Source organism: Mesorhizobium sp. M2A.F.Ca.ET.046.03.2.1 (assembly GCF_003952425.1).
In the GTDB taxonomy this organism is placed as follows: Bacteria; Pseudomonadota; Alphaproteobacteria; order Rhizobiales; family Rhizobiaceae; genus Mesorhizobium.
Window position 1 is genome coordinate 5,622,311 of sequence record NZ_CP034449.1, and the last position, 17,409, is coordinate 5,639,719.

Annotated in this window: 21 protein-coding genes, 1 other RNA gene and 1 pseudogene; 13 read left to right on the forward strand and 10 right to left on the reverse strand. The window is 64.0% G+C overall.

The genetic code is table 11. From position 1 onward, the window contains the following. Positions 1–43: 43 nt before the first annotated feature. The 4 genes from EJ072_RS26715 to EJ072_RS26730 form a co-directional block, all read right to left on the reverse strand. Positions 44–271 carry a ribbon-helix-helix domain-containing protein gene (locus EJ072_RS26715; protein ID WP_042644100.1) on the reverse strand — a complete coding sequence of 76 codons (228 nt, stop codon included), beginning with the start codon at positions 269–271 and terminating at the stop codon, positions 44–46. 9 nt (positions 272–280) lie between these two features. After that, a complete protein-coding gene (locus tag EJ072_RS26720) occupies positions 281–478 on the reverse strand; it encodes a DUF4169 family protein (protein WP_126082040.1) in 198 nt (65 codons plus the stop codon). A 9-nt stretch (positions 479–487) separates the two neighbouring features. Next, the gene (locus EJ072_RS26725; protein WP_042644144.1) at positions 488–1,018 is read right to left on the reverse strand and encodes an SspB family protein; all 531 of its coding nucleotides are present in this window, start codon (positions 1,016–1,018) and stop codon (positions 488–490) included. A gap of 116 nt (positions 1,019–1,134) precedes the next feature. Next, positions 1,135–1,818: a TetR/AcrR family transcriptional regulator gene (locus EJ072_RS26730; protein ID WP_126082041.1), complete on the reverse strand. Its 684-nt coding sequence runs from the start codon at positions 1,816–1,818 to the stop codon at positions 1,135–1,137. 210 nt (positions 1,819–2,028) lie between these two features. On the opposite strand from EJ072_RS26730, the gene EJ072_RS26735 reads away from it, so the two are divergent. Beyond that, positions 2,029–3,234, forward strand: coding sequence for a multidrug effflux MFS transporter (locus EJ072_RS26735; RefSeq protein ID WP_126082042.1), 1,206 nt, complete (start codon positions 2,029–2,031; stop codon positions 3,232–3,234). Positions 3,235–3,278: 44 nt separating this feature from the next. Here EJ072_RS26735 and EJ072_RS26740 read toward each other — a convergent pair whose 3' ends face one another. Together EJ072_RS26740 and ssrA are read right to left on the reverse strand one after the other, a co-directional pair. After that, entirely contained in the window at positions 3,279–3,836 is a 558-nt protein-coding gene (locus EJ072_RS26740; RefSeq protein WP_126082043.1) for an AAA family ATPase, read from the reverse strand. A 99-nt stretch (positions 3,837–3,935) separates the two neighbouring features. Further along, positions 3,936–4,296, reverse strand: a transfer-messenger RNA (tmRNA) gene (gene ssrA, locus EJ072_RS26745). A 168-nt stretch (positions 4,297–4,464) separates the two neighbouring features. Here ssrA and EJ072_RS26750 point away from each other — a divergent pair. Both EJ072_RS26750 and EJ072_RS26755 read left to right on the forward strand, forming a co-directional pair. After that, a complete protein-coding gene (locus EJ072_RS26750; RefSeq protein WP_042644091.1) occupies positions 4,465–4,776 on the forward strand; it encodes a DUF2853 family protein in 312 nt (103 codons plus the stop codon). A 142-nt stretch (positions 4,777–4,918) separates the two neighbouring features. After that, positions 4,919–5,713 carry a thymidylate synthase gene (locus tag EJ072_RS26755; RefSeq protein ID WP_126064619.1) on the forward strand — a complete coding sequence of 265 codons (795 nt, stop codon included), beginning with the start codon at positions 4,919–4,921 and terminating at the stop codon, positions 5,711–5,713. Positions 5,714–5,718: 5 nt separating this feature from the next. On the opposite strand, the pseudogene EJ072_RS26760 reads toward EJ072_RS26755, so the two are convergent. Further along, positions 5,719–5,927, reverse strand: a pseudogene (locus EJ072_RS26760) (molybdopterin-binding protein). A gap of 161 nt (positions 5,928–6,088) precedes the next feature. Here EJ072_RS26760 and modA point away from each other — a divergent pair. From modA to EJ072_RS26780, 4 genes are all read left to right on the forward strand, one after another. Beyond that, entirely contained in the window at positions 6,089–6,883 is a 795-nt protein-coding gene (modA, locus tag EJ072_RS26765; protein WP_126082044.1) for a molybdate ABC transporter substrate-binding protein, read from the forward strand. Between the two features lie 22 nt (positions 6,884–6,905). After that, positions 6,906–7,610 (forward strand): molybdate ABC transporter permease subunit, encoded by a 705-nt coding sequence (modB, locus tag EJ072_RS26770; protein ID WP_126082045.1) that lies wholly within the window; start codon positions 6,906–6,908, stop codon positions 7,608–7,610. Beyond that, positions 7,607–8,719, forward strand: coding sequence for a molybdenum ABC transporter ATP-binding protein (gene modC, locus EJ072_RS26775; protein ID WP_126082046.1), 1,113 nt, complete (start codon positions 7,607–7,609; stop codon positions 8,717–8,719). Before modB ends, modC begins: the two co-directional genes overlap by 4 nt. 84 nt (positions 8,720–8,803) lie before the next feature. Further along, positions 8,804–9,145: a winged helix-turn-helix domain-containing protein gene (locus EJ072_RS26780; RefSeq protein ID WP_042644082.1), complete on the forward strand. Its 342-nt coding sequence runs from the start codon at positions 8,804–8,806 to the stop codon at positions 9,143–9,145. Between the two features lie 181 nt (positions 9,146–9,326). Here the strand turns inward: EJ072_RS26780 and cobF are convergent, their stop codons facing one another. Next, positions 9,327–10,091, reverse strand: a complete 765-nt coding sequence (cobF, locus tag EJ072_RS26785; protein ID WP_126082047.1) for a precorrin-6A synthase (deacetylating) — start codon at positions 10,089–10,091, stop codon at positions 9,327–9,329. A 142-nt stretch (positions 10,092–10,233) separates the two neighbouring features. Here cobF and EJ072_RS26790 point away from each other — a divergent pair, with 142 nt between their 5' ends. The 6 genes from EJ072_RS26790 to EJ072_RS26815 all read left to right on the forward strand — a co-directional run bounded on the left by EJ072_RS26790 (position 10,234) and on the right by EJ072_RS26815 (position 15,939). Beyond that, on the forward strand, positions 10,234–11,250 hold the full coding sequence (locus tag EJ072_RS26790) for a DUF4424 domain-containing protein (protein ID WP_126082048.1): 1,017 nt from the start codon (positions 10,234–10,236) through the stop codon (positions 11,248–11,250). Then, a complete protein-coding gene (locus EJ072_RS26795) occupies positions 11,250–11,768 on the forward strand; it encodes a dihydrofolate reductase (RefSeq protein WP_126082049.1) in 519 nt (172 codons plus the stop codon). Before EJ072_RS26790 ends, EJ072_RS26795 begins: the two co-directional genes overlap by 1 nt. 247 nt (positions 11,769–12,015) lie before the next feature. Next, a complete protein-coding gene (gene hflK, locus EJ072_RS26800; RefSeq protein ID WP_126082050.1) occupies positions 12,016–13,122 on the forward strand; it encodes an FtsH protease activity modulator HflK in 1,107 nt (368 codons plus the stop codon). Further along, on the forward strand, positions 13,122–14,084 hold the full coding sequence (locus EJ072_RS26805) for a protease modulator HflC (RefSeq protein ID WP_126082051.1): 963 nt from the start codon (positions 13,122–13,124) through the stop codon (positions 14,082–14,084). The genes hflK and EJ072_RS26805 overlap by 1 nt, the downstream gene beginning before the upstream one ends. Before the next feature lie 6 nt (positions 14,085–14,090). Beyond that, a complete protein-coding gene (locus tag EJ072_RS26810; RefSeq protein WP_126082052.1) occupies positions 14,091–14,279 on the forward strand; it encodes a DUF2065 family protein in 189 nt (62 codons plus the stop codon). Positions 14,280–14,421: 142 nt separating this feature from the next. Continuing rightward, complete coding sequence (locus tag EJ072_RS26815) at positions 14,422–15,939, forward strand: DegQ family serine endoprotease (RefSeq protein ID WP_126083759.1); 1,518 nt, start codon at positions 14,422–14,424, stop codon at positions 15,937–15,939. Between the two features lie 46 nt (positions 15,940–15,985). Here EJ072_RS26815 and EJ072_RS26820 read toward each other — a convergent pair whose 3' ends face one another. Together EJ072_RS26820 and serB are read right to left on the reverse strand one after the other, a co-directional pair. Further along, complete coding sequence (locus EJ072_RS26820) at positions 15,986–16,558, reverse strand: GNAT family N-acetyltransferase (RefSeq protein ID WP_126082053.1); 573 nt, start codon at positions 16,556–16,558, stop codon at positions 15,986–15,988. Next, on the reverse strand, positions 16,555–17,376 hold the full coding sequence (gene serB, locus EJ072_RS26825) for a phosphoserine phosphatase SerB (RefSeq protein WP_348526731.1): 822 nt from the start codon (positions 17,374–17,376) through the stop codon (positions 16,555–16,557). Before serB ends, EJ072_RS26820 begins: the two co-directional genes overlap by 4 nt. Between the last annotated feature and the right edge of the window lie 33 nt (positions 17,377–17,409).

Below are 17,409 nucleotides of genomic sequence, written 5' to 3' on the forward strand. Positions count from 1 at the left end.
GCGGCCTCAAGCAATCCCCGGCGATCCGGTTTAAAAGCAACCCTCAGGATCCAGCGCCGCCGCGTTTCGCCCAGGCCAGCACATAGAGCCTCAGCGCGGACGACAGGTTCGCGTCGCGGGTGCGCGTCTCATCGATCTCGGCGACCAGGGCCGCGAGCGACAGCGAACGCTGCGCGGCGATGGCGACGAGGTCGTCGTAGAAGGGTTGCTCCAGGGAAAAGCTGGTGCGGTGACCACGGATCGTTACCGAACGTTTTTCGACCGCGGCCATTGCTTTGACTCAGCGCTTGCCGGGGTCGTCGGGCTTTTCCCGGCGATGGCCGGCCATGAATGTCTCGGCCTTCTCCGATGTCAGCCGGTCGCGCTCGCGCTCCGCCTTCGAGCGGCCGTGCAACGCCCGGTTCTCGCTCGCCTGGCGTTCTTTCTCGCTGCGCGCTTTCTGCTTGCGGGCCTGGCGGAGATTGATGACCTCGCCCATGGCGCCGGACTACTTCTTGCGGAAGGCGTCGAGCGAGACGACGTCGGCGCCTTTGCCGCCGGTCTCGGCGACCGCCGGCTTCTTTTCGCTCTCGGCGGCCTTCTTCTTGGTTTCCGGCTTCTTCTCGGGAACGACGGCGATCGGTTCAGGCGCCGGAGCGGCGGCCTCGTCTTCCACGCTCTCCGTCTTGACGTCGAATTCGAGCTCGAAATTGACCGACGGATCGTAGAAGCCGCGAACCGCGGAGAAGGGGATCTCGAGCTTTTCTGGAACGTCGGAGAAGGAAAGTCCGACCTCGAAGCCGGCATCCGTCACCTTGAGGTCCCAATACTGGAACTGGATGACGATGGTCATCTGCTCCGGATAGCGCTCGCGCAACCGCGACGAGATGCGCACCCCCGGCGCGCCGGTCAGGAAGGTGATGAAGAAATGATGATTGCCCGGAAGGCCGGTGCGCGCGACCTCGGCCAGGACCTTGCGCATGACGCCGCGCAGTGCCTCCTGGGCCAGAATGTCGTAGCGGATGTGGTCGTCGGCCATGTGATGGTCGGGTTCCGTTGAATCGTCCGCATAGCTGTAATCAAGCTTGAGCGCGGCGTAAACCGCATATAGGCGCAAAGCGGTGAGGCCAAGAGGGGCGCCAGCGATTTGATCGCTCAGGCGTGAACGAGTGTGGCCTGTTTGCCGGCTGGCGACTTCTTTCTGACGAAGGCGCTGAGGAAGGTCTGCACGCCGTTGGTGGCGGAGCGCAGCACCTCTTCCTCGGTTGGCACGCCGCCTAGCATGAACGTGATCTGAAGCTCGGCGTTGACGAGGGCAAGGAACTGGCGCGCCGCGACGTCCGGATCGCCGATCGAGAGATGCCCGGCAAAGGCAAGCCGGGCGAAACGGGCGGCGAGCGCCGACCATGTGCGGCCCGGGCCCTGCTCGCGCCATTCCGCAAACAGTTCCGGATAACGCTCGCCTTCGGCCTGGATCAGCTTGCGCAGGAAACGGCCATCGCGGTTGCAGATGCAATTGCGGTTCATGCGCACCGCGAAGGCGATCAGGTCGGCCTCGAGGTCGGTGGGCTGGTCGGGGAAGCTGGCGATGGTGCTGAAGATGCCGGCATTGCAGCGCTCTGTCAGATCGCGCACGACGGCGACAAAGAGGTTTTCCTTGTCGCCATGATGGTTGTAGACGGTCTGCCGCGATACGCCGGCCTCGGCCGCGATCAGGTCGATATTGGCGCCGGCATAGCCTTCGCGGCAGAAGACGGAAGCGGCTGCATCCACCACCGACACGCGCTTGGCCTCATGGCTGCGTGGCGGGAAAGTGTCAGGAGAAACGCCGTGCCTCATGGAAATCCATATAGCGGTGATTGACGAATTGGACAAGCCTGTCTAAATTTGTGGACACAACGAAGGGAAATCCCGCTGAAGAGACGAATATGTTCGCCTGATAAGGCGAATGAATTCACTCTCATTGTAGGATTCCCCGCGGGATGGAACGTCCTGGGTTCAGACGCCGGTATTGAGCGGCGGCAACCAGATCCGAAAAGAGCCTTTATCATGAGTCCCAAATTCCTCCGCATCGCGGTCGTGCTCGGCTTGTTGTCCGCGATCGGCCCGTTCGCGATCGATATGTATCTCCCCGCGCTGCCTTCGATCGGCCAGGACCTGCATGCCGGCACCGCCGCCGTGCAGATGAGCCTTCTGATCTTCTTCCTGTCGATGGGTTTCGGGCAGATCGTCGTCGGGCCGATCTCCGACATGGTCGGCCGCAAGGCGCCGCTTTATGCCGGCCTCGCGCTGTTCATGGTCGGCGGCGTCGGCTCGGCCATGGCGCCGAATATCGAGTGGCTGATCGCCTTCCGCTTCCTGCAGGGCCTCGGCGCCAGCGCCGGCATGGCGGTGCCGCGCGCCATCGTGCGCGACCTGCACACAGGCAATGAGGCCGCCAAGCTGATGTCGCTTCTGATGCTGGTCTTCTCGGTGTCGCCGATCCTGGCGCCGCTGACCGGCAGCCAGATCATCGAGAGTTTTGGTTGGCGTGCCGTGTTCTGGACCGTCACGGGCGCGGCTGCCTTGGCCACCATCCTGATTGCCACCTCGCTCAAGGAGACGCGGGCGGTTGAAGAGCGGGCCGGCTCGTCCTTCGGCACGGCGCTCGCCGGCTACCGCTACCTGATGGGCGACCGCAATTTCCTGGGCCTGGTGGCGATCGCCGGCTTCGGCATTGCGAGCTTCTTCGTCTATCTGTCGAGCTCGTCCTTCATCCTGATCGACCATTACGGCCTGTCGCCGTCGGTCTACAGCGTGTTCTTCTCGATCAATGCGGTTGCCTTCATCGGCATGTCGCAGCTGACGGGTCTCTTGGCAGACCGCTTCGGGTTGAAGCGCGTCGTCTGGGTTGCGGTCACCGGCTATGCCACTGTCATGGTGGCGCTGTTCGCGATCATGGCTTCGGGCGTCGACCGGCTCGACGTGATGGCGGCGCTGTTGTTCGTCGGCTACGGCTTCCTCGGCCTCGTCATCCCGACCAGCTCGGTGCTGGCGATGGAGGAGCATGGCGAGATCGCCGGCACGGCCTCGGCGCTGATGGGTACGTTGCATTTCGCCATCGGCGCGCTGGCCATGGGCGTCGCCGGCATCTTCTTCGACGGCACGCCGCTGCCGATGGTGGCGGGCATCACGCTCTGCGCCGTGATCTCGTTCACGCTGGCCAAGCTGACGCTCGGCCGCGCGCGTGAAGCGGTCGAGGCGCCGGCAGAGTAAGGCGCCTCGAAAAGCCCCAAAAAGGCCGGCTCGTCCGGCCTTTTTCATATCTGCCGCAAATCCGCTTGATCGATGACGAAGCGCACCCGTTCTTCAACCGAGGCAAGAGGTAAAGGCACCAGTTCATAACCGAGCTCCGCATAGACGCCGGTCACTGAGCGGAATGTGCGCTCGGCCTCGCCCAGCGTCTGCTTGCGCTCCTCGTCCTGGGTGAAAATCTCCGGCCAGGGCGGCGTCACGAAGACGCGGCGCGCGTAGCGGAATTTTTCCGCAGCGCTGGCGACATGATCCGGCACCGGCAGGCCGCAGAGCCTGAGATAGCCGATCGTATCGGCCACGCCGCGGTCGAAGAAGACCGGACCGGTCTCGCCGTGCGCGGCGTGCCAGGAGCGCAGTTCCCACGACAGCATCAGCTCGGCAAAGAGCCCGCGGTCCTGCCAGGGAAGGGCAGAGCCGCCGATGGCCATCTGGTCGCGGATGATCCCGCGCCCGGCTTCGGGGGCCGTCGCGAAACCCTTGGCCTGCAACGCTACGATCAAGGTGGTCTTGCCGGAACCCGGACCGCCGGTCAGCACGAAGAATCGGTCGCAATCGTTTTGCATCGGCTGTCCATGGAGGATGAGTGGCAAGGCCGTGCCGCGCATCAAAGCGCCGGACGAGCCTTGGCCGTTCGATTATTCGGAAGAAGCAAAAAGGGGGAAGGTGGAGGTTTCTGTTGCCAGGTACCTCCGAACCCCGCCTAGAAGTGCGAACCGCTAGGGCTTGATTTGAAGCGTTCGCGCCGCATTAAGCAGCGAGACGAGCTTCCGCATAGTTGTCGTTGGCAACTATAAGTTTAGCCCGATGACGGTGGTACAATGCCGGGCAAAAGTACGATCTTTACACCTTCGTCGATCCTATTTCGCCCCCAGCAAAAGCCGCTCCGTCAGCCAGAGCGGTTTTTGGTGGAGGCGCCGGGTACCGCCCCCGGGTCCGAACGGCTTATTTCATCGCCTGTTTATCGCCATAGTCGGTCAGGCCGACGAAGCGAATATAGGGACCGATGAGGAAAAAATAAAGGCCAAACCGGCGCCTATCCGGTTATGCCAAACTGTGCAGCCAAGGGTTGACTTGCGCGCCCACTCAATCAAATCTCGCTCCCGGTGAGGAGTCTCTGACCTAGCGCAAAGGTTGCGCGACGCGCCACAACCCTCATCGACCGGATTCGTGGCGCCGACGAGGGGAAGTTCGATGGCCGACTATCTTGCGGATGTGAAGAAATACGATGCCGGCGCCAGCGCCGACGCGGTCGATAAGATCGTTAAGCATTTGGGTATTGCGCTCAGGAACCGCGATTCCTCGCTGGTGTCCTGCACCGACCCGAAGGAACTCGATCGTGTTCGCGAGAATTGGATCGGCAAGAAGCTCGGCATCGCCGATGCCGCAAAGGCGAATGCCTCGATCGAGAAGACCTGCAAGGCCATGCAGGCGGACAACACCAAGAGCCGCGTGACCTTCTACTACCTGGTTGCCAAGGATCTCGGCAAACTCGGCTCTCTCTGAGTCCTGGCCACACGGCAGCCGGCACGAAACCGTGCCGGCACCGTGGGCTTTTGGGTGCGACCCGCATCCGCAGCCGCTTTGCGGTGTTCGACCGGCTGTCGGTCGGGTATGATTGGCTGTAACCCGAATCGAGGCGGAGCCGATGCGCCAATATCTCGACCTGTTGAAGCATGTGCTGGAGAACGGCAGCGACCGTGGCGACCGTACCGGAACCGGTACGCGCTCGGTGTTCGGCTACCAGATGCGCTTCGACCTTTCGCGCGGCTTTCCCGTCACGACCACCAAGAAGCTGCATCTGAAGTCGATCATCCACGAGCTTCTGTGGTTCCTGGCCGGCGACACCAACATCAAATATCTCAACGACAACGGTGTCACAATCTGGGACGAATGGGCCGACGAGAATGGCGATCTCGGCCCGGTCTATGGCAAGCAGTGGCGCTCATGGCCGGACGGACATGGCGGGGAGATCGACCAGATCGCGGGCCTTTTGAAGGAGATACGCCGGAATCCCAACTCGCGCCGGCTGATCGTCTCGGCCTGGAATCCGGCCGAAGTCGAGGCGATGGCGCTGCCGCCCTGCCACTGCCTGTTCCAGTTCTATGTTTCGGAAGGCAGGCTCTCCTGCCAGCTTTACCAGCGCTCGGCCGACATCTTCCTCGGCGTGCCGTTCAACATCGCTTCCTATGCCCTGCTCACCATGATGGTGGCGCAGGTGACCGGGCTGAAGCCGGGCGACTTCGTCCACACGCTGGGCGACGCGCATCTTTATTCGAACCATTTCGAGCAGGCGCGCGAGCAGATGCGGCGCACGCCGAAGGCTCTGCCGACGATGTGGATCAATCCGGAGGTGAAGGACCTGTTCGCCTTCCGTTTCGAGGATTTCCGCCTCGAGAATTATTTCGCGGACGCGAATATCAAGGCGCCGATCGCGGTTTAACTCGCTCAGTCGATGCCGACCATGACATCCGAGGCCTTGATCACCGCATAGGCCTGCTTGCCCTTCTCGAGCGCAAGGTCGGCGGCCGCCTCATTGGTGATCGATGCGGTGACGATTACGCCGCCGCCGATGTCGATCCTGACATGCGAGGTGGTCGCTCCTTGACGATCTCGGTGACCTTACCCTTCAGGATATTGCGGGCGCTGATCTTCATGCGTCTCTCCTTGAGCAGCGCTGTTTCCGATTTATCGTAGACCGGGACCATGCCGGCCCACAATGCCACGACAGGCGAAAAGCCTTTCCTTGTTATGTTCATCCGGATATATCGGTCTGAGGCTTCGAGCCGTACGGATTTTGAAACCAGGGAGAGACTTCATGACGGGCACGGGTTTCGGGTTGAAGGCGATCGCTATTGGAGGTTTCACGGCAATGCTGATGGCGGCGGTGACGGCGGCACGTGCCGACGACAAGGTCGTCGTGTTTGCCGCGGCAAGCCTCAAGGACGCGCTCGATGCGGTCAGCAAGGCCTGCGAGCCGGAAGTCGGCGAGGCCGCCACCATTTCCTACGCGGCAAGCTCCGCCCTGGCCAAGCAGATCGAAGGCGGCGCGCCGGCTGACGTCTTCGTGTCGGCCGACCTCGACTGGATGAAATATCTCTCGGACAAGAAGCTGACCAAGCCGGACACCGAGGTGAAGCTGCTTGGCAACCAGATCGTGCTCGTGGCGCCGAAGGATTCCACGGTCGAGACTAAAGTCGAGAAGGGCTTCGACGTCGCCAAGCTGATCGGCGACGGCAAGCTTGCCATGGGCGATTTCAAGGCCGTGCCGGCCGGCAAATACGGCAAGGCGGCGCTGGAATCGCTGGGCGTCTGGTCGTCCGTCAAGGGCAAGGTCGCGCAGGCCGAGAATGTGCGTGCAGCCTTAAAGCTGGCGTCGACGGGCGAGGCGGCGCTGGGCATCGTCTACGCCACCGACGCGCATGCGGAGAAGGGCGTCAAGGTCGTAGGCACCTTCCCGGAAGATTCGCATCCGCCGATCATCTACCCGATTGCCCAGATCGCGGATTCGAAGGACAAGGATACGGCTGCCTTCCTGAAATGCGTCGAATCGGCCAAGGCCGCCGAACTCTTCAAGGAGCAGGGTTTCACGGTGCTCGCGCCGAGCAACTAAGAGAGATCGCGCAAACGCTGACATGAACTGGCTGCTGGACCTCACTCCCGACGAATGGAATGCGGTCCGGCTGTCGATCAAGGTGGCGACGGTGGCGATGATCGCCAGCCTGCCGCCCGGCATCCTGCTTGCGCTGCTGCTGGCGCGAGGGCGTTTCTGGGGCAAGACCCTGCTCAACGGGCTGGTGCATCTGCCGCTGATCCTGCCGCCGGTGGTGACGGGCTATCTGCTCCTGCTCACCTTCGGCCGGCGCGGGCCGGCCGGCGCCTTTCTTGCCGAGCATTTCGGCATCGTCTTTTCGTTCCGCTGGACCGGCGCGGCGCTGGCCTGCGGCGTCATGGGCTTTCCGCTGATGGTGCGGGCGATCCGGCTGTCGATCGAGGCCGTCGACCGCAGAATCGAGGCCGCGGCCGGCACGCTCGGCGCCAATCCGCTCTGGGTGTTCGCCACCATCACGCTGCCGCTGATCCTGCCCGGCCTGATTGCGGGTGCGATCCTTTCCTTCGCCAAGGCGATGGGCGAGTTCGGCGCCACCATCACCTTCGTCTCCAACATCCCCAATGAGACGCAGACTTTGCCCTCGGCGATCTACACCTTCACACAGGTGCCCGGCGGCGATGAGGGCGCGCTCAGGCTGACGCTGATCTCGATCGTCATCTCGATGGTCGCGCTCGTCGCCTCGGAGGTGCTGGCGCGGCGCGTCGGCCGGCGGATGGACATCGAATGATGCTCTCGGTCGACATCCGCCATCGCCTGGGCGACTTCGCCGTGGAAGCGCGTTTCGACAGCGCCGGGCGGCTGACGGCGCTGTTCGGGCCTTCCGGCTCGGGCAAGTCGACGCTGATCAAACTGATCGCGGGGCTGATCCGCCCGGACAAGGGCCGCATTGCCGTCGATGGGCGGGTGCTGGCCGATACTGAAGCGCGCATCTTCGTGCCGATGCACAGGCGGCGGATCGGCATGGTGTTCCAGGATGCGCGGCTGTTCCCGCATATGAGCGTCGCCGGCAATCTGCGCTATGGCCGCTGGTTCACGCCGGCTTCCGAGCGCTACGCCAAGATGGATGCGGTGGTCGAGCTGCTCGGCATCGGTCATCTCCTCGACCGGCGGCCGGCGAAACTGTCGGGCGGCGAGAAGCAGCGCGTCGCGATCGGCCGTGCCCTGCTTGCCAGCCCGAAACTTCTTCTGATGGACGAGCCGCTGGCCTCGCTCGACGAGGCGCGCAAGGCCGAGATCCTGCCCTATATCGAGCGGCTGCGCGACGAGACGAAGATCCCGATCGTCTATGTCAGCCATTCCGTCGCCGAAGTGGCGCGGCTGGCGAGCGACGTCGTCGTGCTTTCGCAAGGCAAGGTCGCGGCCTCAGGCCCGACCGAGGCGATCATGCAACGGCTCGACCTGTTGCCGGCGGAGGAACGCGGCGAAGGCGGGGCGGTGCTCGACACCAAGGTACTGCGCCACGACGAGGCGTTCGGCATGACGGTGCTGGGCTCACCGGCCGGCGAAATCCGGGTGCCGAAACTGGCGATGGCAGCGGGCGCTCCGGTGCGCATTCGCATCCGCGCCCGCGACGTCATGATCGCGACCGAGCGGCCGGCAGGTCTCAGCGCGCTCAACATTCTGGCGGGAACGATCACCGCTGTCAGGCCGGGCATCGGGCCGACCGTGGAAATCGCCATCGACTGCAATGGCGCGATCGTGCTGGCTCGGATCACCGAACAGTCCAAACACACCCTTCGTCTGGCGCTCGGCCAGCAGGTCTTCGCGGTGATCAAGACGGTGAGCTTCGACAGCGCGACGACCGGGGCGGGCCTGCCGGTTGAGGCGGATGGTTGACGAAGGGCCAAATCGCTATGTTGATTTGGAATAGCGATCTGGCGGCGGAGAGGGTAGTCTCGGCATGACCGCGGAGGACAGGGCATGCCATCGTTGAGCCTGCGGATAAATCTCGACCCCGACGGCCGGATCGGCCCCGGCAAGATTGAGCTTTTGGAGCAGATCGCCGCCTTCGGATCGATCTCGGCCGCGGCGCGCGGCATGGAGATGTCCTACAAGCATGCGTGGGATCTGGTCGAGGACATGAACCGCGTGTTCGGCAAGCCGCTGGTCGCCGCGCAAACCGGCGGCAAGAAGGGCGGCGGCGCGCAATTGACATCGGTGGGTTTGGCGGTCGTCAGCCGTTTCCGGGCCATAGAGCGGGCCGCGTCATCGGCCGCGGCCGTCCATATGCAGGCGCTGCAGGCGGAGATCGATGCCGGATGAAGGGCAGTAGGGCAGTAGGGCAGTAGGGCGATAGGGCAGTAGGGCAGTAGGGCAGTAGGGCAGTAGGGCAGTAGGGCAGTAGGGCAGTAGGGCAGTAGGGCAGTAGGGCAGTAGGGTGTGACGTCCCGGAGTGCTTGCGCATGCGATGTGCGCGCCCCTATTGCCTTACTGCCCTACTCCCTTACTCCCCTGATTTCCTCAGCAGATAAGTGTCCATGATCCAGCCCTTTTTCCGGCGGGCTTCCTCGCGGACCTTCTCGATCTTGGCACCGACATCGCCTAGGCGTCCGGAGATGACGATCTCATCCGGCGTGCCGAGATAGGCGCCCCACTGGATGAAGACATCCTTGTCGGCCAGCGTGTTGAAGGCGCATTTGCCGTCGAGCATGACTATGGTCGAGCCGGCATTGGCCGGCAGGCCTTCTTCGGTCAGCCGGCGGCCGGTGGTCACCAGGATCGAATCGCCGATGCGGTTGAGCGCGGTCGCGTGGGCGGCGGCCAGCGCCTGGATCGCAGTGATGCCGGGGATGACTTCGAGCTCGAAACCCACATTGCCCCTCAGGCGGACGCGCTCGAGGATGCGCAGCGCGCTGTCATAAAGCGACGGGTCGCCCCAGATCAGGAAGGCGCCGCAACCGTCTTCGGCAAGCTCGTGGCGGATCAGGGTCTCGTAGATTTCGGCGATCGCCTCGTGCCAGTCGTCGACGGTTGTCCGGTAGGACGATGTCGGCTCGGCCCTGACCGGCACCTCGAATTCGACGCGGCGCGATTTAGGGTTGGTGACGAAGCGGTCGCAGATCTGCCGGCGCAGATCGGCGAGATCGTTCTTCTTCGCCCCCTTGTCGGGGATGAACAGCACGTCGGCGCGGTTCAGGCCGTTGATGGCCTGGACCGTCATGTGATCGGGATTACCGGCGCCGATGCCGATGACGAGAAGCTTGCGCATGGCGATCTCCTGCCTGATCGGCGGCTCGGTGTCCAGAAGTACCCGTATCCGGTGACGAAGGGCTTTGAAACGCTATCTTGAAACGGGTAGATGGAAGAGCGCATCCGGCTGGTCCCGGTATAGCGGCACAGAGGAGGGGTCGATGTTACGCACCATACTGACCGCGGCGCTGGCGATCATGGCCGCTCCGGCCCTCGCCAACGATTCCGTCGCCGAACTCGGCACCGGCGGCCTGATCCTGTCGCGCAGCGATGCCGTCGCCATGCAAAGCGAGGACCTTTTCATCTCGCCGGAGAAGGTGACGGTCGACTATGTCTTCCGCAACAACACCGACAAGGATGTCAGCTCCATCGTGGCGTTCCCGATGCCCGACATCGAGGGCGATCGCAACGAGATGCCGGCGCTCCCGGAGGCGCAGAGCGACAATTTCCTCGGCTTCGAGGTGACGATTGACGGCGTCGACGCGAAGCCTCAGCTTGAGCAACGGGCGTTTGCACTGGGCATCGACATCACTGCCGACCTCAAGGCCCAGAGCGTGCCGCTCTATCCGTTCGGCGATGCTGCCAAGGCGGCGCTGGCGAAACTGCCCAAGGCTGTCACCAAGGACTGGGAAGACCGCGGCATCATCATCGAGGATACGGCCGATGACGGTTCGGGCATGCAGACCGCCTATGTGCCCTTCTGGCAATTGCGCTCGACCTATTGGTGGCGTTCGACCTTCCCGGCCAACAAGGAAGTTCATGTCTCGCATCGCTATAAGCCAAGCGTCGGCGGCACCTCCTCGGTCAGCTTCTTCTCCGATGGCCAGTTCCAGAGCCCGCAATACGAGACTTACAAGACCCGCTACTGCATGGATCAGACGTTCGAGAACGTGGTGCGCAAGGCGGCCAAGGCGAATCCGGACGGTTATCCAAAATATTACGAGAGCCGGATCGCCTACGTCCTCACCACGGGGGGCAACTGGGCCTCCGGCACCATCGGCAATTTCAAGCTGACGATCGACAAGGGCAGCCCCAAAAACCTCGTCTCCTTCTGCGGCGACAATGTCAAAAAGGTCGGACCGACGACATTCGAGATCACCGCGAAAGATTTTTATCCCGAGCGCGACATCGACATCCTGCTGCTCGAGCCGTCCGACAATGGCGGGAACGGCGGCTGATGGATATCGCGATCTATGTCGCCATCGCCGAAAACGGCGTGATCGGCCGCGAGGGCGGCCTGCCGTGGCGGCTTTCCACCGATCTCAAGCGCTTCAAGGCCGATACGATGGGCAAGCCGATCATCATGGGCCGCAAGACCTATGAAGGCATCGGCCGGCCGCTGCCCGGCCGGCTCAACATCGTGGTGACGCGCGACAAGGCCTGGCGCGCCGAAGGCATCGAAGTGGCCCACTCGCTGGATGACGCGATCGCGCTGGCCAGGGTGCGCGGCCGCTGCATGGCGGGAGCGGAGGAGATCTGCGTGGTCGGTGGCGGCGAGATCTATGCCCAGGCCTTGCCGGTTGCCGACCGGCTGCACGTGACGCATGTGCTGGCCAGCGTCGATGGCGACGCGCATTTTCCGCCGATCGACCCGAGCATCTGGCAAGTCGTCAGCGCCGAGGATTTTCCCGCCGGCGAGAAAGACAGCCACGCCACGCGTTATACGGTTTACGAGCGCCGACGCGACGATCGTTGATGACGACAAAGGGTCGCGACCGATCCAAATCGCATGGGGACGATGGCCCATCGCGTTGAAAGCGGATCGACGCGTCCCTATAGAAGAACGGTGTTGCAGCGGCCCGCGTCCAACCGGACGCACAAGAGGCCGCCGTAATACCTTGATTTTGGCGCACGATTCCTTTTCGAAAACCGATATGGGTTTTCCCGGTCATGCGTTAGGATTGCGCCGCAAGGCCTGAGGGAACCGAAGCGAAAGGACATTCATGCCCTGGAACGACAAGAGTGGCGGCGGCGGCCCATGGGGCGGCGGCGGCAATCAGGGACCCTGGGGGCAGGGGCCGAAAGGGCCAAGCGGACCGCAGGGTTCCCCGCCCGATCTCGAGGACATCATCCGCCGTGGCCAGGACAGGCTGCGGCGCGCGCTTCCGGGCGGCGGCGGCGCCAGCCCGGCGGTGCTCGGGCTCATCGCTCTGGCGCTCATCGTGCTGTGGGCCTTCAAGGCGATCTATACCGTGCAGCCCGACGAGGTCGCCGTCGAGTTGCGTTTCGGCCAGCCGAAGTCTGAACTCTCGCAGCCTGGCCTGCATTTCCACTGGTGGCCGATCGAAACGGTCGAAACCGCCAAGATCTCCGAGCAACTGGTCAGCATCGGTGGTGGCGCGAGCAGCGGCTCCGGGCTGATGCTCTCCGGCGACCAGAACATCGTCAACGTTCAGTTCTCGGTCGCCTATCAGGTCTCGGATCCCAAAGCCTACCTGTTCGACGTCTCCGACCCCGACGGCATGCTGGCGCAGGTCGCCGAGAGCGCGATGCGCGAAGTTGTCGGCCGGCGCCCGGCGCAGGATATTTTCCGCGACGATCGCCAGGGCATCGCAACCGCGGTGCGCGAGATCATCCAGGGCACGCTCGACGGCTACAAGACCGGCCTCCAGGTGAACGCGGTCTCGATCGAGGATGCGGCGCCGCCGCGCGAGGTCGCCGACGCCTTCGATGAAGTGCAACGCGCCGAGCAGGACGAGGACAAGTTCGTCGAGCAGGCCAACCAGTATTCCAACCAGAAGCTCGGACAGGCGCGCGGCCAAGCGGCGCAGATCCGTGAAGACGCGGCCGCCTACAAGAACCGGGTCGTTCAGGAAGCGGAAGGCGAGGCGCAGCGCTTCATCTCTGTCTACAATGAATACGCCAAGGCGCCCGACGTCACGCGCAAGCGTCTTTATCTCGAAACCATGGAGAGGATCCTGAAGGACTCGAACAAGGTCGTCGTCGAGCCGGGCAACGGTCAGGGCGTGCTGCCTTATTTGCCGCTGCCGGCTTTGCAGCCGAAAGCGCCGCCGTCGCCCCTCGGCGCCGCGACGGGAGGTAACCAGTGATGGCCAACCGTCTCCCCATCATCGCCGTCATCGCGGCCATCCTCCTGTTCCTGCTCTATTCCTCGGTGTTCGTGGTCAATGCCGGCCAGCAGGCGATCGTGCTGCGGTTCGGCGAGATCATCGACGTCAAGAACGAGCCCGGCATCTACTTCAAGGCGCCGTTCGCCTTTTTCGACGCCGACAGCGTGCAGATGGTCGAGAAGCGCGTGATGCGCTTCGACCTCGACAACATCCGCGTCCAGGTCTCGGGTGGCAAGTTCTACGAGGTCGATGCCTTCATCGCCTACCGAATCTCGGATCCGCGCACGTTCCGCGCGGCTGTGTCCGGTCAGGTGGAACTGGCCGAAGCCCGGCTGAGGACGCGTCTCGATGCGGCGCTACGCCGTGTCTACGGCTTGCGCGATTTCGAGGCCGCGCTCTCCGAGGAGCGCGGCAACATGATGCGCGAGGTGCGCGATCAGCTGCGCCCCGACGCGACGTCGCTCGGCCTCGATATCGAGGATGTGCGCATCCGCCGGACCGACCTGACGGCGGAGGTCTCGCAGCAGACCTATGACCGCATGAAGGCCGAGCGCCTGGCGGAAGCCGAGCGCCTGAGGGCGCGCGGCAACGAGGCGGCGCAGCGCATCAGGGCGCGGGCCGACCGCGAGGTCGTCGAGATCGTCGCCGAGGCGCAGAAGGAATCGGAGATCCTGCGTGGTGAGGGCGAGGCGCAGCGCAGCGCGACCTTCGCGGATGCCTATAAGCGCGATCCCGCCTTCTTCGACTTCTATCGCTCGATGAACGCCTACGGCACGGCGCTGGACAACACCGGAACGACGATGGTGCTCTCGCCCGAGTCCGAGTTCTTCCGCTACTTCCGCGATCCGGGCAGCAAGCCCGGCCCGGCGCCTTCCGCGCCAACGGCCGCGCCTGCGACGGCACCTGCCGCGCCTGCGACCCAACCCGGCACCGCCCAGTAGCGGGCGGTGCAGGATTTTCTGGCGGCAATCGGCCTGGTCCTGGTGATCGAGGGGCTGGTCTATGGCGGGTTTCCGGCTTTGGCCCGGAAACTCGCGGCCGAGGTGCTGTCGGTGCCGGAAAATGTGCTGCGGGTCGGCGGGCTGGTGGCGATCGCCGTCGGCGTCGGCATCGTCTGGCTCGTCCGCGGCTTATGATATTCCTTGGTGCCCAAGCGATTGACGATTTATCTTGCGCCGATAGCTATAGCCGCAAACGTGCCGTATTTTTTGCCAACATGAACCGGACGGGCGCCTTTGCGGATGCGCCCTTCCTTTTCAGAACAACCGGGAGGCCATGATGATATCCGACACCCTGTTGCGCGCGGCGCGGCGTATGGTCTTCGCCGGCGCCACCGCATTCGCGGTCGGCATTGTTGCCGTTCCATCCTTCGTCACGCCGACGGTTGCCTCCGACGGACCGCCTTCGGTCGCCGATCTCGCCGAGCGCCTGCTCGGCGCGGTGGTCAACATCTCGACCTCGCAGACGGTGAAGGGCACGGAAGGACCGGGCGCGGTGCCGATGCCGCAACTGCCCGAGGGCTCGCCGTTCCAGGATTTCTTCGACGATTTCTTCAAGAACCGCGGCGGCGACAAGGGCGGCGGCGGGCAGAAAGTGCAGTCGCTCGGCTCCGGCTTCGTCATCGACGCCGAGCAGGGCATCGTGGTGACCAACAACCATGTCATCGCCGATGCCGACGATATCGAGGTGAATTTCTCCGACGGCATCACGCTGAAGGCGACGCTTGTCGGCACCGACACCAAGACCGACGTCGCGGTGCTGAAGGTCGACCCCAAGGGCCACAAGCTGACGGCGGTGAAATTCGGCGATTCCATCAAGATGCGCGTCGGCGACTGGGTGATGGCGATCGGCAATCCGTTCGGCTTGGGCGGCACGGTGACGGTCGGAATCGTCTCGGCGCGCAACCGCGACATCAATTCCGGTCCCTATGACGATTTCATCCAGACCGACGCCGCCATCAACCGCGGCAATTCCGGCGGTCCGCTGTTCAACGCCGCCGGCGAGGTCATCGGCATCAACACGGCGATCATCTCGCCGTCGGGCGGCTCCATCGGCATCGGTTTCTCCATCCCCTCGCAGCTTGCCGCCGGCGTCGTCGACCAGCTTCGCCAGTATGGCGAGACGCGGCGCGGCTGGCTCGGCGTTCGCATCCAGCCGGTGACGGACGACATCGCCGAAAGCCTCGGCATGGCGACCGCCAAGGGTGCGCTGGTGGCCGGCGTCATCAAGGGCGGGCCGGTCGACAATGGCACGGTCCAGGCCGGCGACGTCATCATCAAGTTCGACGGCAAGGATATCCATGAAATGCGCGACCTGCCGCGCGTCGTGGCCGAAAGCCCGGTCGGCAAGGCAGTAGATGTCGTCATCGTGCGCAAGGGCGTCGAGCAGACCGTCAAGGTGACGCTCGGCAGGCTCGAGGACGGGGAGAAGCTGGCCAGCGGCGAGAACGGCAGCACCGATCAGGGCAGTGGCGATAAGGCAACGCCTCCGGTGTCGACGGCCTCCGTGCTCGGCATGACGGTCGGCGAGCTCAACGACCAGACGCGGCAGAAATTCGGCATCGCCGCCGACGTGTCCGGCGTGGTCGTCACCGATGTCGCCAAGGATTCGCCCGCGGCGGAGCGCGGCATCCAGCCCGGCGAGGTGATCACCGAGATCGCGCAGGAATCGGTCGGCACGCCGAAGGACGTGATGGACCGGATCGGAGCGCTTAAGGAGCAGGGCCGCAAGAACGCGCTCCTGATGCTGGCCTCGAAGACCGGGGAACTGCGTTTCGTGACGATCCGGATGGATTGAGTCCGGATCGTTCAGCAAGCGATTGATGTTTCAATGAATAGGGCGGCTAGCGAGCCGCCCTTTTTCGTGCCTGCCAGGCCTCGCGCGACAGCCTGTACATGACATGACGCTTGAGATGCGGGTGGCTGTCTGGGACGCTGGGGTGATCGAAGTCGGCACCGGGATCGGCTTGCATGCCGAGCCGCTTCATGACGGCGATCGAACGATGGTTGTCCGCGACCGCGAATGACACGATCTCGTCCACGCCAAGCGTTTCGAAACCGAAGGCGAGCCAGGCTTCCGCCGCCTCGGTGACATAGCCCTTGCCCCAGAATTCGGGCGCCAGCCGCCAGCCGATCTCAATCGTGCCGGGCGCCAGCACGTCGATGTCTTCCGTTCCGGACAAGCCGACGAAGCCGACGCATTCGCCGGTCGCGGCAATCTCGGCCGCGGCGAAGCCATATCCATCCTCATCGATCCAGGCGCGGACTTCGTCCATCTTGGCGTCAGCCGCGGCGCGGTCGCGGCGGAACGGGAAGAATTCCATCACGCGCTCATCGGAGTTGATGCGGTGGAAAAGCGCGCGGTCGCGATCCTCCCAGTTGCGCAGGATCAGGCGCTCGATGCGGATCGGCTTCATTCCACAAACTCATCCCGGCGGTAGCCCTGTAGATAGAGCAGCGCGGTCAGGTCGCTATGATCGATGCGGATGCGTGCCTGCTCGGCCACCGCCGGCTTGGCATGCAGCGCGACCCCGGTGCCGGCAAGACGGATCATATCGAGATCGTTGGCGCCGTCACCGACCGCGATGGCATCCTGTGTCGTCAGCGCGAGCCTCGCGGCAATGTCCAGCAGCGCTTCGGCTTTCGCGGCGCGGCCGAGGATGGGCTCGGTCACCATGCCGGCGAGTCTGCCGTCTTCCTCGACCAGGCGGTTGGCCCGGTTTTCCTGGAACCCCAGCATCTCGGCAATACGGCTGGTGAAGACGTCGAAGCCGCCGGAGACCAGCGCCGTCCAGGCGCCGTTGGCACGCATTGTCTGCACCAAGGCGCGGCCGCCGGCGGCGAGCGTCAGCCGGTTGGTGATGATGCGGTCGACCACCGCGGTGTCGAGGCCCTTCAGCAAGGCGACGCGCTCGCGCAAGGCCGGCTCGAAGGCGATTTCGCCATTCATCGAGCGCGCGGTGATCGCCGCTACATGGTCCTTGACGCCAATCTCGTCGGCGAGCTCGTCGATGCACTCCTGATCGATCATCGTCGAATCCATGTCGGCGAGCAGGATCTTCTTGCGCCTGCCTTCGGCGGGCTGGACGACGATATCGACCGGCTCGGATGCCAGTGCGGCCCGCAGATTGGCGGTCATTTCGCCGATATCCGGCGTCTGCGGCAAAACGAGATCGCAGGCGACGTCTTCAGCCAGCCAACGGATAGCGCTTGCGCCGGCAGTCTGCAAGGCCATATTCGCAAGCGAGGCCGGCACGGCGCGGGCTTC

Coding starts and splice junctions, on each gene's coding strand:
- EJ072_RS26715 (WP_042644100.1), bottom strand. CDS start 271: ATGGCCGCGGTCGAAAAACGTTCGGTAACGATCCGTGGTCACCGCACC.
- EJ072_RS26720 (WP_126082040.1), bottom strand. CDS start 478: ATGGGCGAGGTCATCAATCTCCGCCAGGCCCGCAAGCAGAAAGCGCGC.
- EJ072_RS26725 (WP_042644144.1), bottom strand. CDS start 1,018: ATGGCCGACGACCACATCCGCTACGACATTCTGGCCCAGGAGGCACTG.
- EJ072_RS26730 (WP_126082041.1), bottom strand. CDS start 1,818: ATGAGGCACGGCGTTTCTCCTGACACTTTCCCGCCACGCAGCCATGAG.
- EJ072_RS26735 (WP_126082042.1), top strand. CDS start 2,029: ATGAGTCCCAAATTCCTCCGCATCGCGGTCGTGCTCGGCTTGTTGTCC.
- EJ072_RS26740 (WP_126082043.1), bottom strand. CDS start 3,836: ATGCAAAACGATTGCGACCGATTCTTCGTGCTGACCGGCGGTCCGGGT.
- EJ072_RS26750 (WP_042644091.1), top strand. CDS start 4,465: ATGGCCGACTATCTTGCGGATGTGAAGAAATACGATGCCGGCGCCAGC.
- EJ072_RS26755 (WP_126064619.1), top strand. CDS start 4,919: ATGCGCCAATATCTCGACCTGTTGAAGCATGTGCTGGAGAACGGCAGC.
- modA (WP_126082044.1), top strand. CDS start 6,089: ATGACGGGCACGGGTTTCGGGTTGAAGGCGATCGCTATTGGAGGTTTC.
- modB (WP_126082045.1), top strand. CDS start 6,906: ATGAACTGGCTGCTGGACCTCACTCCCGACGAATGGAATGCGGTCCGG.
- modC (WP_126082046.1), top strand. CDS start 7,607: ATGATGCTCTCGGTCGACATCCGCCATCGCCTGGGCGACTTCGCCGTG.
- EJ072_RS26780 (WP_042644082.1), top strand. CDS start 8,804: ATGCCATCGTTGAGCCTGCGGATAAATCTCGACCCCGACGGCCGGATC.
- cobF (WP_126082047.1), bottom strand. CDS start 10,091: ATGCGCAAGCTTCTCGTCATCGGCATCGGCGCCGGTAATCCCGATCAC.
- EJ072_RS26790 (WP_126082048.1), top strand. CDS start 10,234: ATGTTACGCACCATACTGACCGCGGCGCTGGCGATCATGGCCGCTCCG.
- EJ072_RS26795 (WP_126082049.1), top strand. CDS start 11,250: ATGGATATCGCGATCTATGTCGCCATCGCCGAAAACGGCGTGATCGGC.
- hflK (WP_126082050.1), top strand. CDS start 12,016: ATGCCCTGGAACGACAAGAGTGGCGGCGGCGGCCCATGGGGCGGCGGC.
- EJ072_RS26805 (WP_126082051.1), top strand. CDS start 13,122: ATGGCCAACCGTCTCCCCATCATCGCCGTCATCGCGGCCATCCTCCTG.
- EJ072_RS26815 (WP_126083759.1), top strand. CDS start 14,422: ATGATATCCGACACCCTGTTGCGCGCGGCGCGGCGTATGGTCTTCGCC.
- EJ072_RS26820 (WP_126082053.1), bottom strand. CDS start 16,558: ATGAAGCCGATCCGCATCGAGCGCCTGATCCTGCGCAACTGGGAGGAT.
- serB (WP_348526731.1), bottom strand. CDS start 17,376: ATGGCCTTGCAGACTGCCGGCGCAAGCGCTATCCGTTGGCTGGCTGAA.